17 protein-coding genes are annotated in these 13,720 nt (G+C 65.1%); 16 read left to right on the top strand and 1 reads right to left on the bottom strand.

Translation table 11 applies throughout. The annotated features are described in order from the left end of the window. Positions 1-8 precede the first annotated feature (8 nt). The 9 genes from ACA027_RS03910 to ACA027_RS03950 all read left to right on the top strand — a co-directional run bounded on the left by ACA027_RS03910 (position 9) and on the right by ACA027_RS03950 (position 7,515). Positions 9-638: a phospholipid-binding protein MlaC gene (locus tag ACA027_RS03910; RefSeq protein WP_370682504.1), complete on the top strand. Its 630-nt coding sequence runs from the start codon at positions 9-11 to the stop codon at positions 636-638. Then, a complete protein-coding gene (locus ACA027_RS03915) occupies positions 635-937 on the top strand; it encodes a lipid asymmetry maintenance protein MlaB (RefSeq protein WP_370681098.1) in 303 nt (100 codons plus the stop codon). Before ACA027_RS03910 ends, ACA027_RS03915 begins: the two co-directional genes overlap by 4 nt. 108 nt (positions 938-1,045) lie before the next feature. Then, entirely contained in the window at positions 1,046-1,951 is a 906-nt protein-coding gene (locus ACA027_RS03920) for an ABC transporter ATP-binding protein (RefSeq protein ID WP_370681099.1), read from the top strand. Positions 1,952-1,964: 13 nt separating this feature from the next. Beyond that, on the top strand, positions 1,965-2,720 hold the full coding sequence (locus tag ACA027_RS03925; RefSeq protein WP_370681100.1) for an ABC transporter permease: 756 nt from the start codon (positions 1,965-1,967) through the stop codon (positions 2,718-2,720). Between the two features lie 178 nt (positions 2,721-2,898). Then, positions 2,899-3,144, top strand: a complete 246-nt coding sequence (locus ACA027_RS03930) for a BolA family protein (protein WP_370681101.1) — start codon at positions 2,899-2,901, stop codon at positions 3,142-3,144. A 96-nt stretch (positions 3,145-3,240) separates the two neighbouring features. Then, positions 3,241-4,512: a UDP-N-acetylglucosamine 1-carboxyvinyltransferase gene (murA, locus tag ACA027_RS03935; RefSeq protein ID WP_370681102.1), complete on the top strand. Its 1,272-nt coding sequence runs from the start codon at positions 3,241-3,243 to the stop codon at positions 4,510-4,512. Then, the gene (gene hisG, locus ACA027_RS03940; protein WP_370681103.1) at positions 4,509-5,171 is read left to right on the top strand and encodes an ATP phosphoribosyltransferase; all 663 of its coding nucleotides are present in this window, start codon (positions 4,509-4,511) and stop codon (positions 5,169-5,171) included. Before murA ends, hisG begins: the two co-directional genes overlap by 4 nt. A gap of 21 nt (positions 5,172-5,192) precedes the next feature. After that, positions 5,193-6,509, top strand: a complete 1,317-nt coding sequence (gene hisD / locus ACA027_RS03945) for a histidinol dehydrogenase (protein WP_370681104.1) — start codon at positions 5,193-5,195, stop codon at positions 6,507-6,509. A gap of 169 nt (positions 6,510-6,678) precedes the next feature. Beyond that, positions 6,679-7,515 carry a hypothetical protein gene (locus tag ACA027_RS03950; protein ID WP_370681105.1) on the top strand — a complete coding sequence of 279 codons (837 nt, stop codon included), beginning with the start codon at positions 6,679-6,681 and terminating at the stop codon, positions 7,513-7,515. 38 nt (positions 7,516-7,553) lie between these two features. On the opposite strand, the gene ACA027_RS03955 is transcribed toward ACA027_RS03950, so the two are convergent. Next, entirely contained in the window at positions 7,554-7,877 is a 324-nt protein-coding gene (locus tag ACA027_RS03955; RefSeq protein ID WP_370681106.1) for a DUF2917 domain-containing protein, read from the bottom strand. Between the two features lie 152 nt (positions 7,878-8,029). On the opposite strand from ACA027_RS03955, the gene ACA027_RS03960 reads away from it, so the two are divergent. The 7 genes from ACA027_RS03960 (at position 8,030) to hisA (ending at position 13,649) form a co-directional block, all read left to right on the top strand. Continuing rightward, complete coding sequence (locus ACA027_RS03960; protein ID WP_370681107.1) at positions 8,030-9,472, top strand: PLP-dependent aminotransferase family protein; 1,443 nt, start codon at positions 8,030-8,032, stop codon at positions 9,470-9,472. 48 nt (positions 9,473-9,520) lie between these two features. Next, a complete protein-coding gene (locus tag ACA027_RS03965) occupies positions 9,521-9,805 on the top strand; it encodes a hypothetical protein (RefSeq protein WP_370681108.1) in 285 nt (94 codons plus the stop codon). Then, entirely contained in the window at positions 9,802-10,239 is a 438-nt protein-coding gene (locus ACA027_RS03970; protein WP_370681109.1) for a PIN domain-containing protein, read from the top strand. The genes ACA027_RS03965 and ACA027_RS03970 overlap by 4 nt, the downstream gene beginning before the upstream one ends. A gap of 78 nt (positions 10,240-10,317) precedes the next feature. After that, positions 10,318-11,436, top strand: coding sequence for a histidinol-phosphate transaminase (gene hisC / locus ACA027_RS03975; protein WP_370681110.1), 1,119 nt, complete (start codon positions 10,318-10,320; stop codon positions 11,434-11,436). Further along, the gene (gene hisB, locus ACA027_RS03980) at positions 11,433-12,065 is read left to right on the top strand and encodes an imidazoleglycerol-phosphate dehydratase HisB (RefSeq protein ID WP_370681111.1); all 633 of its coding nucleotides are present in this window, start codon (positions 11,433-11,435) and stop codon (positions 12,063-12,065) included. The genes hisC and hisB overlap by 4 nt, the downstream gene beginning before the upstream one ends. Before the next feature lie 83 nt (positions 12,066-12,148). Beyond that, complete coding sequence (gene hisH / locus ACA027_RS03985; protein ID WP_370681112.1) at positions 12,149-12,817, top strand: imidazole glycerol phosphate synthase subunit HisH; 669 nt, start codon at positions 12,149-12,151, stop codon at positions 12,815-12,817. Between the two features lie 79 nt (positions 12,818-12,896). Next, entirely contained in the window at positions 12,897-13,649 is a 753-nt protein-coding gene (gene hisA / locus ACA027_RS03990) for a 1-(5-phosphoribosyl)-5-[(5-phosphoribosylamino)methylideneamino]imidazole-4-carboxamide isomerase (RefSeq protein WP_370681113.1), read from the top strand. Positions 13,650-13,720: the final 71 nt, after the last annotated feature.

The following is a 13,720-nucleotide window of genomic DNA, read 5'->3' on the forward strand; positions in this document are numbered from 1 at the left end:
ACATGATGATGATCAACCGCCGTACTTCCGTGCAATCCCTGGTGGCCTTGGCTGCTGCCGCCTGCATTCCCCTGGCTGTCCAGGCCGCCGACGAGGCGCCGGATGCGCTGATCAAGCGCCTGTCGACCGATGTGCTGGAAACCATCAAGGCCGACCCCGCTCTGCGTTCCGGCGACATGGCCAAGATCACCGCCTTGGTGGACCAGGTAGTGCTGCCGAATGTGAACTTCCGCCGCATGACCTCGGCGGCCGTGGGCCCCAAGTGGCGCCAGGCCACACCGGCGCAGCAAGAGCGCTTGCAAACCGAGTTCAAGAAGCTGTTGATGCGCACCTATGCCGGTGCCCTGGCCCAGGTGACGGACCAGACCGTGGTCGTCAAGCCGCTGCGCATGGCCGCAGGCGATACCGATGTGCTGGTGCGCACCGAAGTTCGTGGCAAGGGCGAGCCGGTGGCCCTGGACTTCCGCCTCGAGAAAAAGCCCGAGGGCTGGAAGGTCTACAACTTCAATGTGTTGGGCGTGTGGCTGGTGGAAACCTATCGCACCCAGTTCGCTGAAGAGCTGAACAAAAACGGTGTCGACGGCCTGATCAACACCCTGGCCAGCCGCAGCACCATGCCGGCCAAGGCTGGCCAATGAGCCAGATCGCCCTGCCGGCCCAGCTGGATGGCGACCAGGCAGCCGCGCTGCTGCCGCAGCTGCGTCGCCAGATCGAAGCCCAGGCCTCAGCGCCTGTGGTGCTGGATGCCGCAGCCATACAGCGTTTTGACTCGGCCACGCTGGCGCTGCTGCTGGAATGCCGGCGCCTGACGCAAAGCCGTCAGCAGGTGCTGGAGTTGCGCAATCTGCCGGCCGGCATGTTGTCCATGGCCCATGTTTACGGCGTCGATGGCTTGCTCGGGCTGCCGGTGAGCGCCGCGGCCGACGAGCTGGCCTGAGCGGGGCATAACCCGGCTGCAGCCTGTCCCCGGCCCAGCGTTTGCAAGCCCATCTTGCCGGGCTGCGGGCACGCAAACGGGGTCTGCACTTAAAATGGACGGCTGCCTATGTCTGCCGTCTCATTTCAATCCGTCTCCAAGACCTACCGCACGCCCAAAGGGGCGTTTCAGGCCCTGCAAGAGGTCAGCCTGGACATTGGCGAAGGCGAATTCTTCGGTCTGCTCGGGCCTAACGGCGCGGGAAAGACCACTTTGATCAGCATTCTCGCGGGCCTGACCCGGGCTACCACGGGCCGGGTGCGCGTACAGGGCCACGACGTGCAGGCCGACTTTGCTGCCGCACGCCGTGCGCTGGGCGTGGTGCCGCAGGAGCTGGTGTTTGACCCCTTCTTCAATGTGCGCGAGACCTTGCGGCTGCAGTCCGGCTACTTCGGTGTCAGAAACAACGACGCCTGGATTGACGAACTGCTGGAGAACCTGGGTCTGGCCGACAAGGCCACGGCTAATATGCGCCAGCTCTCGGGCGGCATGAAGCGCCGTGTGCTGGTGGCCCAGGCCCTGGTGCACAAGCCCCCCATCATCGTGCTGGACGAGCCCACGGCCGGCGTGGACGTGGAACTGCGCCAGACGCTGTGGCATTTCATTGCCCAGCTCAACAAGCAGGGCCACACGGTGCTGCTGACCACCCATTACCTGGAAGAGGCCGAGGCGCTGTGCAACCGCATCGCCATGCTCAAAAACGGCCAGATCGTGGCGCTGGACGACACCTCCAATCTGCTGAAAACCGCTTCGGCCAATGTGCTGCAGTTCAAGACCGACCAGGCCTTGCCCGCGCAACTGCTGCCGGTGGCACGTGTCACCGGCCGCGTGGTGCAGCTGCCGGCCCAGGGGCCGAACGACATCGAGGCCTATCTGGCCGCGCTGCGCCAAGCCGGCGTGGCCATGGAAGACATGGAAATCCGCCGTGCCGACCTGGAAGACGTGTTTTTGCAAGTGATGAAGGGGGCCGCCTGAGGGCGCAAGAGTTATGCAAGGCTGGCAGTCCCTGTTCTACAAAGAAATCCTGCGCTTCTGGAAGGTGAGCTTCCAGACCGTGGCCGCGCCCGTGCTCACGGCCGTGCTGTATCTGCTGATCTTCGGCCATGTGCTGGACGGCCATATCAAGGTCTACGGCAGCCTCAGCTACACCGCCTTTCTGGTGCCCGGCCTGGTGATGATGAGCGTGCTGCAAAACGCTTTTGCCAACAGCTCCTCCAGCCTGGTGCAAAGCAAGATCATGGGCAGCGTGGTGTTCATCTTGCTCACGCCGCTGTCGCACTGGGCCTGGTTTGTGGCCTTTGTGGGCGCCTCGGTGGTGCGTGGCCTGGTGGTGGGCCTGGGGGTCTATATCGTCACCCTGTTCTTCACACCGGCCGTGGCTGTGGCGCCGCTGTGGATCATCGCCTTCGCCTTTCTGGGCGCGGCGCTGTTGGGCACGCTGGGCCTGATTGCCGGACTGTGGGCCGACAAGTTCGACCAGATGGCGGCCTTTCAGAACTTTTTGATCATGCCCATGACGTTTCTGTCGGGTGTGTTCTATTCCATCCATTCGCTGCCGCCGTTCTGGCAGCAGGTCAGCCATTTCAATCCCTTCTTCTACATGATCGATGGCTTTCGCTACGGCTTCTTCGGCCTGAGCGATGCGTCCCCCTGGACCAGCCTGGCCATCGTGGGCGGTGCCTGGCTGCTGGTCAGTGCCCTGGCCGTGCACCTGCTGCGCACGGGCTACAAAATTAGAGGCTAAGCCCTTGGAATGAAACAGCCCCTGAGCCGCTGCGCGCCCCCTTTTTCGGCTGTGCCGAAGGGGACGGCACTCGCGCAGCGGGGCGGCCCTTGTGCGAAGCCCTGACAGGGGCGGCTTGCACAGGCTGAGCATGGGGCCCGAGGTTTTGCGCAGAGCGCTACTGGATAATTGAACTGAAATGACTGCAGACCAACTCAAAGACATCATCAGCGCCGGCCTGGCCTGCGAGCACATTGCACTCGAGGGCGATGGCCGCCACTGGTTTGCCACCATCGTCTCGGCCGCGTTCGAGGGCCAGCGCCTGCTGGGCCGCCAGCGCCTGGTCTATGCCACGCTGGGCAACCGCATGGCCACCGACGAGGTGCATGCGCTGTCGATGAAAACCTATACCCCTGAAGAATGGGCCAAGCAGGCTGGGCAGTAAGCGCTTTCGGTCCGCTCCTTTCACTACTGGATTAATAGCTGCGAGCGCAATCACAAAAAGCGCTGCAGCCTTGTTCGACTCATAAGGCTGTCTGCAATGGACAAACTCAAGATTCACGGTGGCCGCCCGCTGCAGGGCGAAGTCACCATCTCCGGCGCCAAGAACGCTGCCCTGCCGGAAATGTGCGCCGCACTGCTCACCAACGAGCCCGTGCACCTGCACAACGTGCCGCGCCTGCATGACGTGGCCACCATGCGCCGTCTGCTGGACAACATGGGCGTGCAGACCGAGACCCATGGCGAGCGCGGTGGCATGAGTTTTGTCGCCCCTGACAGCCTGAACCCCGAAGCGCCCTATGAGCTGGTCAAGACCATGCGCGCCTCGGTGCTGGCCCTGGGCCCGCTGCTGGCCCGCTTTGGCCACGCCAAGGTCTCGCTGCCCGGCGGCTGCGCCATCGGTTCGCGCCCGGTGGACCAGCACATCAAGGGCTTGCAGGCCATGGGTGCCATCATCACCGTGGAAAACGGCTATATGCACGCCAGTCTGCCCGCAGGCCAGACCCGCCTGAAGGGCGCGCGCATCACCACCGACATGGTGACGGTCACGGGCACCGAAAACTTTCTGATGGCCGCTGCATTGGCCGACGGCGAAACCGTGCTGGAAAACGCCGCCATGGAGCCGGAAATCACCGACCTGGCCGAGATGCTGATCAAGATGGGCGCCAAGATCACGGGCCATGGCACCAGCCACATCGTGATCCAGGGCGTGGACAAGCTGCACGGCTGCACCCACCAGGTGGTGGCCGACCGCATCGAGGCCGGCACCTTTTTGTGTGCCGTGGCCGCTGCCGGTGGCCAGGCGCTGCTGCACCATGCGCGCGCCGATCACCTGGGCGCCGTGATCGACAAGCTCAAGGATGCGGGCGTGCAGGTGGAGCCTGTGGAGGACGGCCTGAAGGTCGCCTCCAACGGCCCGCTCAAGGCCCAGAGCTTTCGCACTACCGAATACCCCGGTTTCCCCACCGATATGCAGGCCCAGTTCATGGCGCTGAACCTGGTGGCCCAGGGCTCCAGCGTGGTGACCGAGACCATTTTTGAAAACCGCTTCATGCATGTCAACGAGATGCTGCGCCTGGGCGCCAACATCACCGTGGACGGCCGCGTGGCTCACCTCGAAGGCGGCAAGCGCCTGACCGGCGCCACCGTGATGGCCACCGATTTGCGCGCCTCGGCCAGCCTGGTCATCGCCGGCCTGGTGGCCGAAGGCGAAACCCTGGTGGACCGCATCTACCACCTGGACCGTGGCTATGACCGCATGGAAGACAAACTGCGCGCCCTGGGCGCCGATATCGAACGGGTGACCCAATGACCGCTGCCGCACCCGTGACCATCGCCCTGTCCAAGGGCCGTATCTTTGAAGAAACCGTGCCCCTGCTGGCTGCTGCCGGCATTGTGGTGACCGAGGATGTGGAAAAGTCGCGCAAGCTGATTTTCGACACCAACCAGGCCAATGTGCGCGTGGTGCTGGTGCGCGCCTCCGACGTGCCGGTGTATGTGCAGTATGGCGGTGCCGACCTGGGCGTGTCCGGTCTGGATTCGCTGATCGAGCATGGCGGCCAGGGCCTGTACCAGCCGCTGGATCTGCAGATCGCCAAATGCCGCGTCAGCGTGGCCGTGCGCAACGGCTTTGACTATGCACTGGCCGTCAAGCAGGGGGCGCGTCTGCGCATTGCCACCAAGTACCCCGAGATTGCCCGCAACTTCTTTGCCCAGAAGGGCGTGCACGTGGACATGGTCAAGCTCTACGGCTCCATGGAGCTGGCGCCGCTGATTGGCATGGCCGACGCCATCGTCGACCTGGTCTCCACCGGCAACACGCTCAAGGCCAATGACCTGGTCGAGGTCGAGCCCATCATGGACATCAGCTCGCGCCTGGTGGTCAACCAGGCCTCGCTCAAGCTCAAGCAGGCTCCGCTGCGCCACATCATCGATGCATTCACGCAGGCGGTTGCCGCCAAAAACAACTGATTCTCTCCACCGGTAAATACTATGGAATTCGTAGCTGCTCCCGCCCACCTGTCAACCGCTGATGCCCAATTCGAGCATGATTTTGCGCAGCGTCTGCATTGGTCGGCGGACCAGGATGCAGCCATCGAACAGCGCGTGGCCGACATCCTGGCCGATGTGCAAAAGCGCGGCGATGCCGCCGTGCTGGAATACACGGCCCGTTTTGACGGTTTGACGGTGGACAGCATGGCGGCGCTGGAGCTGAGCCAGGCCGAACTCAAGGCCGCTTTCGACAGCCTGCCCACCGAGCAGCGCGAGGCCCTGGAGTCGGCGGCCCGCCGGGTGAAGAGCTACCACGAAGCCCAGAAAAAAGCCTGCGGCGAAAGCTGGAGTTACCGCGATGAAGACGGCAGCCTGCTGGGCCAGAAGGTCACGCCGCTGGACCGCGTGGGCATTTATGTGCCCGGCGGCAAGGCGGCCTATCCCAGCAGCGTGTTGATGAATGCCATTCCCGCCCATGTGGCTGGTGTGCAGGACATCATCATGGTCGTGCCCACGCCCCAGGGCGCCAAGAACCCGCTGGTGCTGGCCGCCGCCTATGTGGCCGGCGTGCACCGCGCCTTCACCATTGGTGGCGCCCAGGCTGTGGCCGCGCTGGCCTACGGCACGGCCACCGTGCCCAAAGTGGACAAGATCACCGGCCCCGGCAACGCCTATGTGGCCAGCGCCAAAAAGCGTGTGTTTGGCCAGGTGGGCATCGACATGATTGCCGGCCCCAGCGAAATCCTGGTGCTGGCCGATGGCACGACGCCGGCGGAATGGGTGGCCATGGACTTGTTCAGCCAGGCCGAGCATGACGAGCTGGCCCAGTCGATTTTGCTGTGCCCGGACGCGGCCTATATCGTCGCCGTGCAACGCGAAATCGACCGCCTGCTGCCCGAGATGCCGCGCAAGGCCATCATCGCCAAAAGCCTGACCGACCGTGGCGCGCTGATCCTCACGCGCGACATGGAAGAGGCCTGCGCCATCAGCAACCGCATTGCCCCCGAGCACCTGGAAGTCTCCAGCCGCGACCCCCACAAGTGGGAGCCGCTGCTCAAGCATGCCGGCGCCATCTTTTTGGGCGCCTACACCTCGGAAAGCCTGGGCGACTACTGCGCCGGCCCCAACCATGTGCTGCCCACCAGCGGCACGGCGCGTTTTAGCTCGCCACTGGGCGTGTACGACTTCCAAAAGCGCAGCAGCCTGATCGAGGTCAGCGAAGCCGGTGCGCAAATCCTGGGCAAGACCGCTGCCGTGCTGGCCTATGGCGAAGGCCTGCAAGGCCATGCCCGTGCCGCCGAGATGCGCCTGAAGTAAGCACTGCAGCTGGCAGCGCAGCCGTGGCGGGGCCACGGCTTTTTTATGCCCGCTGTGCGGCCAACTTCCGATCTTGGCTGACGGCGGCCGGTCCGCTTTTGCCGCAAACTTGGCGCTGCAGCGCAGGGGTGACACCGCTTTTGCGCCAACCCTCAAAAGGAATACCACAATGAAATCTATCCAGACGGCCAGTTCCCTGCGCTGGTGGCATTGGCTGGCCGCCATGTTGCTTGCGGCGGGCCTGGTGGCTTGCGGTGCACCGCATTCGGCCTCGGAGCGGGCGCAGGCCTCGGAAGCCGCTTCCAGCCGCGCACCAGCCAAAGCCGCCTCCACGCTGGGCACGCAGTGGGGGGAAGGGCGTGCGTCCGCCACCCAGTCCGTGGAGGCCACACGCTTGTACCCCGATCGCCCGCAAGCGCTGTCGCAGCTGCTGTATTCGGACGAAGCCAGCATTCGCCGGGCCTTGGGAGGTACGGCAGACCGCCAGCTCAATGTGCTGCTGGCAGACGGCGATGTGGAATGGGCTGTGCAAGATGGACAAGGCCAGGCGCTGCCCATCTTCAGCACGCGCGGTGCACAGAACTACCAGCTTGCAGGCCGCCATGGCGAGCGTTATGAGCTGGTCTACACCAACCACAGCCAGCGCAGCTACGAAGTGGTGGCCACGGTGGACGGGCTGGATGTGCTCACCGGCCAGGCCGGCAGCATGCAGCGCAGCGGCTATTTGCTGCGCCCCGGTGAAACCCTGCGCATCGACGGCTTCCGCAAAAGCCAGAACGAGGTGGCGGCTTTTCGCTTTGCCAACAAAGGCCGAGCCTACGCCAACCACACACCCGCAGGCGATGCGCGCAATGTGGGTGTGATCGGTGCTGCGCTGTTCGAGGTGCGTCTGGGTGAGCCCAAGCCCGCTGTTCGTCCCTCCCGCCCCCAAGGCACCGAACCTGCGCCTGCGGCCTTCCCTGGTGACCCTGCGCCCACCTATGCGCCGCCACCGCAATACCGCTGATGCGGCATGCGACACACCGCGCCCAGGGCGCGGTTTTTTTATGCCGGCCCATGCTGGCCCGGGTGGAGTAGCACCCAGCGCACGGTGGCCGCTTCCTGTCCCTGGGTACCTACAAAAAGCAGGGCAGGGCCGGGGCAGTAGCGGCGTTGTCCTGGTGCCAGAAAGTGGTCATCCAAGGTGCCGGCCATGGTCAACCACACAGCGCCGTGCAGGCTTTCCAGCACGGCCATGCAGCGCTTGGGAACGCGCAGGCGTTGGACCGGCGCGTCCGCAGCCAGCGCCTGTGTGCGCCAGGGCGGTGGTGGCGGGGGCGTGAAATAGGCGCATGGTGCAGCAGCGGGCAAGAGGCGGTCTTGGTACATGTCTGCACTGTCGTGCGGGGGCGCACAGGAAAACAGTGGCAGCGCCGTGCCAACCGCAGCCATACAGCCGTGGTGCAGGGCGGCGCTGTACTGCCCGGGTCACGTGGGCTCTGTACTAGCAGCTGAAAAAATTTGTAGTACAGAATGCGGGGATGGAATCCCCTCGCTCGCTCCCGCTGTATTTGCAGATTGCCGAACCCCTGGCCCAGTGCATACGCCAGGGCACGCTGGCTCGGGGCGACAAGCTGCCTTCGGTACGCGCGCTGGCGCGCCAGCATGGCGTGGCCCAGGCCACGGTGGTGCAGGCCTTGCACTGGCTGGAAGATGCCCAGCTGATCACGGCCCGCCCGCGCTCGGGCTTTTATGTGGCGCCGCGCCCGGTGGCGCTGCCCGAGCCCAGCACGGCTAGGCCTGTGCGCCGGCCCAGGGCGGTGCAGCCGGACTGGCTGGGCCAGCGTGTGCTGGGGCGCACACAGCCCGAGGGCATGGTGTCGTTCAGCAGCGGCACGCCGGGGCCGGATTTGCTCAACACCGACCGTGTGCGCCGCGCCGTGGCGCGTGCCGTGCAGCAGCACCGCCATCTGCTGTGCACCTATCCCGAAACCAGCGGCCATGCAGGCGCGCGCCGTGCGCTGGCCCGCTATGCCGTGGGCCTGGGTTGCAGCCTGGACCCGGAGCGCATTGTCATCACCGCCGGCTGCATGGACAGCGTGGCCCTGTGTCTGCGTACCGTCACCCGGCCCGGCGATGTGGTGGCCCTGGAGTCGCCCACGCATTTCTCGTTTCTGGAGGTGCTGCAGGCCTTGCAGCTGCGCGCGCTGGAGATTCCCACCCATCCGCGCCATGGACTTTCTCTGGATGCCCTGCAGCTGGCGCTGGACACCCAGCCCGTCAAAGCCTTGCTGATGGTGCCCACGCTGAGCAACCCGCTGGGCAGCTGCATGCCGCAGGCTGAGCGCAAACGCCTGGTGCAGATGGCGGCCCAGCATGGCCTGGCCGTGATCGAAGACGCCATCTATGCCGACCTGGCCGAGGGCGACACCATGCGCCGTACCCTCAAGTCCTATGACAGCACCGGCCATGTGATGCTGTGCCATTCCTTTTCCAAAACCCTGGCCCCGGGCCTGCGCCTGGGCTGGGTGGAGGCCGGACGCTGGGCCGAACCCCTGCGCCGCATCAAGGACATGCATGCCGGCGGCCAGTCTGCGGTGCTGGAGCTGGCCTTGGCCGACCTCATCACCCAGACCGGCCACCACGCGGCCATGCGCCAGTTGCGCGCAGCGATTGCGGTGCGGGTGGACCAGGCGCGCCAGGTGATTGCCCGCCATTTCCCGCAGGGCACGCGGGTCAGTGATCCACCGGGCGGCCTGCTGCTGTGGCTGGAGCTGCCGCGCGGTGTGGATGCTTTGCAGCTGCACCAGGCCTGCCTGGCCGAGAAGATTTTGGTGGCGCCCGGCTCGGTGTTTGGCACGGCAGGGCGTTTTCCCCAGGGCCTGCGCATAGGCCTGGGCGGTGACTGGAGCGAGCAGCACCTGCCGGCGCTGCGCCGCGTGGGCGAGCTGGCGCAGCAGGCCCTGGCTTGTCGCACGAAATAAGTGCGACACGAATTTCGTGTTACACGGATTTCGTGTACGATGGGCCGCATGAAGAACCTCACCATCACCGTGGAAGACAGCGTGCTCGAATGGGCGCGGGTGGAAGCCGCCCGGCGCGGCACCAGTGTCTCGCGCATGGTGGGTGATTTCATGGCCGAGCTGATGCAGCGCGAAGACGCCTACGAGCGAGCCTACCTGGCCTGGCGCACGGACGAGCGCAGCTGGCAGGCTGAGGCTGCCGTCGGTGCATCGGCAGCAAAATCCATAGCGCGCTCTGCTGGTGTAGAGCGCGCAGCAGGCCCCAAAGACAGGAATTCCGGAGCTGCCGCATGAACCCGGTGTTTGTCGATACCTCGGTGTTGATCGCGGCCGAAGATGTGGCCGGTGGCGATTTGCACACCGCCACACTGGCCTGGCTGGACCGGCTGTGGCGCAGCCGCAGGGGCCGCACCGGCAACCAGGCGCTGGTGGAGTTCTATGACCAGGTGACCATGGCCGCCGTGCCCCTGCCCCAGGGCGATGCGCGCGCCGCCATCCGCCGCTACCAGACCTGGGCGCCCTGGAAAACCGATGCCGCCACGCTGGAAACCGCCTGGGCCGTGCAGGCCCGCCACCAACTGGCCTTTGGCGACTGCCTGGCCGTGGCCTGTGCCCAGCACAGCGGCTGCGACCGCATGCTGAGCCTGCATCTGCCGCATGGCGCCGAGTTTGGTGGCGTCACTGTGCTGCATCCGCTGCGCCAGGCGCCCCCTTCTTCGGAGGCCTGAGCCGCAGACCGCATGGCCGCCGCAGGCCATGGCCCCGTGAATCTTTCCTCCGGCTTCTTCTTTCACCCAAGTGCACCCATGACCGCTTCCCCCGCATCCACCCAGGCCCTGCAACGCATACGCGCCGATGTGCGCGCCATGCAGGGCTACCATGTCCAGGCATCACAAGGCCTGTTGAAGATGGACACCATGGAGAACCCCTACCGACTGCCGCAGACCCTGCAGCAGCAGCTGGGCGAGCGCCTCGGGGCGCTGGAAGTGAACCGCTATCCGGGCGAACGCCTGGAGGTGCTGAAGAACATGCTGGCCGACTATGCCGGCGCACCGGCCGGCACGGCCGTGCTGCTGGGCAATGGCTCGGACGAAATCATCACCCTGATGGCGCTGGCCACCGCCCAGCCCACCGCAGGCGCACGGGCCACCATGCTGGCGCCCATGCCGGGCTTTGTGATGTACCCGCTGTCTGCCCAGCTGCAGGGCCTGGACTTTGTGGGCGTGGAGCTGACGGCGGATTTCGCGCTGGATGTGCCCGCCATGCAGGCCGCCATCGCCAAGCACCGCCCCGCCATCACCTATATGGCCTACCCCAACAACCCCACGGCCACGCTGTGGCCCGAAGACCAGGTGCAGGCCGTGATCGACGCCGTGGCCGAGGTGGGCGGCCTGGTGGTGATGGACGAGGCCTACCAGCCCTTTGCCAGCCGCAGCTGGGTGTCCCGCATGCAGGCCGATCCCGCGCGCAACCAGCATGTGCTCTTGATGCGCACGCTGTCCAAGTTCGGCCTGGCCGGTGTCCGCCTGGGCTATCTGATCGGCCCGGCCGCGCTGGTGCATGAAATCGACAAGGTGCGCCCGCCCTACAACGTCAGCGTGCTGAATTGCGAAACCGCCATCTTTGCGCTGGAGCATGCCGCCCTGTACGCCGAGCAGGCCGCCGCCATCCGCGCCGAGCGCCAGCCGCTGATTGATGCCCTGCGTGCCCTGCCCGGGGTGGAGAAGGTCTGGCCCTCCGAAGCCAATATGGTGCTGCTGCGCGTGGGCAATGCAGGCCAGGCCCAGGCCGCCATGAAGGCGCGTGGCGTGTTGGTGAAAAATGTCTCGGCCATGCACCCGCTGCTGGCCAACTGCCTGCGCCTGACCGTAGGCACCCACGAAGAAAACGCCCAGATGCTGGCGGCATTGAAAGAGTCTTTATGAGCAACGCACTCGTCACCTCCACCGCTGCAGACTGCACCGTCGCCCGCGTGGCCGAAGTCCAGCGCAACACCGCCGAAACCCGTGTGCAGGTGCGCATCAACCTGGACGGCACGGGCAAGGCCAGCCTGCATTCGGGCATAGGCTTTCTGGACCATATGCTGGACCAGATTGCCCGCCACGGCCTGATCGACATGGACGTGGACTGCGCGGGTGATCTGCACATCGACGGCCACCACACGGTGGAAGACATCGGCATCACCCTGGGCCAGGCCTTTGCCAAGGCCGTGGGCGACAAAAAAGGCATACGCCGCTACGGCCATGCCTATGTGCCGCTGGACGAGGCGCTGTCGCGTGTGGTGATTGATTTCTCCGGCCGTCCCAGCCTGCACATGGATGTGAAGTTCACCGCCGGCAGCATTGGCCAGCTGGACACCCAGCTGGTCTACGAATTCTTCCAGGGCTTTGTGAACCATGCCGGTGTGACGCTGCACATCGACAACCTCAAGGGCTTCAACGCCCACCACCAGTGCGAGACCATCTTCAAGGCCTTTGCACGCGCACTGCGCTTTGCCCTGGAGCATGATGAGCGCATGGCGGGTGTGGTGCCGTCCACCAAGGGCACGCTGTAAAAAAAGGAGCTGCCATCGCCCATACGGCGCGGAACTGGCAGTGATTTGAATTGAAAAACAAAGCTACAAGCGCTTAGGCTGCTATGAATGCTGTGAACAATACCGTGGCCGTGGTCGACTATGGCATGGGCAATCTGCGCTCTGTCTCCCAGGCCGTGATGGCCGCGGCGGCCGACAGTGCCGTGCGCGTGGTCGTCACCCAGGACCCCGCCGTCGTGCGGGCCGCCAGCCGCGTGGTGCTGCCCGGCCAGGGCGCCATGCGCGACTGCATGGCCGCGCTGCGCGATTCCGGCATGCAGGAAGCCGTGCTCGAAGCCGCCGCCAGCAAGCCGCTGTTTGGCGTCTGCGTGGGCATGCAGATGTTGCTTGAGCACAGCGAGGAGGGCGACACGCCCGGCCTGGGTCTGATCCCCGGCAGCGTGCAACGCTTTCAGCTGCAAGGCCGCATCCAGGCCGATGGCAGCCGCTTCAAGGTGCCGCAAATGGGCTGGAACCAGGTGCAGCCCCAAAGCCACGCAGGCCAGCGCCACGCCATCTGGGGGGACATTCCCGATGGCAGCTACTTCTATTTCGTGCACAGTTTTTATGTTCGCGCGACACAGCCGGAGCATTGCGCCAGCCACACCGATTACGGTGGCTTGTTTGCATCGGCCGTAGCCCGCGATAATATTTTCGCCACCCAGTTTCACCCCGAGAAAAGCGCCGACCAGGGCCTGGCTCTGTACCGCAATTTTCTGCACTGGAAGCCCTAACGGGCTTCAACGGCTTTTTCCACCCGGGCCGCAAGCTCTGTACAGAACCGGCCCATTTCTTTGCTGACCGCTGACCATCATGCTGCTTATCCCTGCCATTGACCTCAAGGACGGACAATGCGTACGCCTCAAGCAAGGCGACATGGACCAATCCACCACCTTCGGTGACAACCCAGGGGCCATGGCCGCCAAGTGGCTGGGCGCTGGCGCCCGCCGCCTGCATCTGGTGGACCTCAACGGTGCTTTTGCCGGCCAGCCCAAGAACTTGGCAGCGATCAAAAGCATTCTGAAGGAAGTGAATGGCGAGATCCCCGTGCAGCTGGGCGGCGGCATCCGTGACCTGGACACGATTGAGCGCTATATCAATCTGGGCATCGAATACCTCATCATCGGCACGGCTGCGGTGAAGAACCCGGGCTTTCTGCAGGAGGCCTGCAGCGCCTTTGCCGGCCACATCATCGTCGGCCTGGATGCCAAGGACGGCAAGGTCGCCATCGATGGCTGGAGCAAGCTCACCGGCCAGGATGTGATCTCCACCGCCAAGCGTTTCGAGGACTGGGGTGTGGAATCCATCATCTACACCGACATCGGCCGCGACGGCATGCTCACCGGCATCAACATCGACGCCACCGTGAAGCTGGCCCAGGCGCTGAAGATTCCGGTCATTGCCTCGGGCGGACTGGCCGGCATGGCCGACATCGAAGCCCTGTGCGCGGTGGAGAGCGAAGGCGTGGAAGGTGTGATCTGCGGACGCGCCATCTACACCGGTGACCTGGACTTCGCCGCAGGCCAAGCGCGTGCGGATGCGCTGGGGAGTGAAAACACCCCCTGAGCGGCTTTACCCCCTCCCCCTCTTTGGCGCTGCGCGCCGGAGGGGGACGACACCGCTGCTGCGGGGCGGCT

The sequence above is a fragment of the Comamonas sp. GB3 AK4-5 genome (assembly GCF_041320665.1).
Taxonomy (GTDB): domain Bacteria; phylum Pseudomonadota; class Gammaproteobacteria; order Burkholderiales; family Burkholderiaceae_C; genus Comamonas.

Coding starts and splice junctions, on each gene's coding strand:
- hisD (WP_370681104.1), top strand. CDS start 5,193: ATGGAATTCGTAGCTGCTCCCGCCCACCTGTCAACCGCTGATGCCCAA.
- hisC (WP_370681110.1), top strand. CDS start 10,318: ATGACCGCTTCCCCCGCATCCACCCAGGCCCTGCAACGCATACGCGCC.
- ACA027_RS03950 (WP_370681105.1), top strand. CDS start 6,679: ATGAAATCTATCCAGACGGCCAGTTCCCTGCGCTGGTGGCATTGGCTG.
- ACA027_RS03910 (WP_370682504.1), top strand. CDS start 9: ATGATCAACCGCCGTACTTCCGTGCAATCCCTGGTGGCCTTGGCTGCT.
- hisA (WP_370681113.1), top strand. CDS start 12,897: ATGCTGCTTATCCCTGCCATTGACCTCAAGGACGGACAATGCGTACGC.
- ACA027_RS03925 (WP_370681100.1), top strand. CDS start 1,965: ATGCAAGGCTGGCAGTCCCTGTTCTACAAAGAAATCCTGCGCTTCTGG.
- hisB (WP_370681111.1), top strand. CDS start 11,433: ATGAGCAACGCACTCGTCACCTCCACCGCTGCAGACTGCACCGTCGCC.
- ACA027_RS03965 (WP_370681108.1), top strand. CDS start 9,521: ATGAAGAACCTCACCATCACCGTGGAAGACAGCGTGCTCGAATGGGCG.
- ACA027_RS03915 (WP_370681098.1), top strand. CDS start 635: ATGAGCCAGATCGCCCTGCCGGCCCAGCTGGATGGCGACCAGGCAGCC.
- murA (WP_370681102.1), top strand. CDS start 3,241: ATGGACAAACTCAAGATTCACGGTGGCCGCCCGCTGCAGGGCGAAGTC.
- ACA027_RS03955 (WP_370681106.1), bottom strand. CDS start 7,877: ATGTACCAAGACCGCCTCTTGCCCGCTGCTGCACCATGCGCCTATTTC.
- ACA027_RS03970 (WP_370681109.1), top strand. CDS start 9,802: ATGAACCCGGTGTTTGTCGATACCTCGGTGTTGATCGCGGCCGAAGAT.
- ACA027_RS03960 (WP_370681107.1), top strand. CDS start 8,030: ATGGAATCCCCTCGCTCGCTCCCGCTGTATTTGCAGATTGCCGAACCC.
- ACA027_RS03930 (WP_370681101.1), top strand. CDS start 2,899: ATGACTGCAGACCAACTCAAAGACATCATCAGCGCCGGCCTGGCCTGC.
- hisH (WP_370681112.1), top strand. CDS start 12,149: ATGAATGCTGTGAACAATACCGTGGCCGTGGTCGACTATGGCATGGGC.
- hisG (WP_370681103.1), top strand. CDS start 4,509: ATGACCGCTGCCGCACCCGTGACCATCGCCCTGTCCAAGGGCCGTATC.
- ACA027_RS03920 (WP_370681099.1), top strand. CDS start 1,046: ATGTCTGCCGTCTCATTTCAATCCGTCTCCAAGACCTACCGCACGCCC.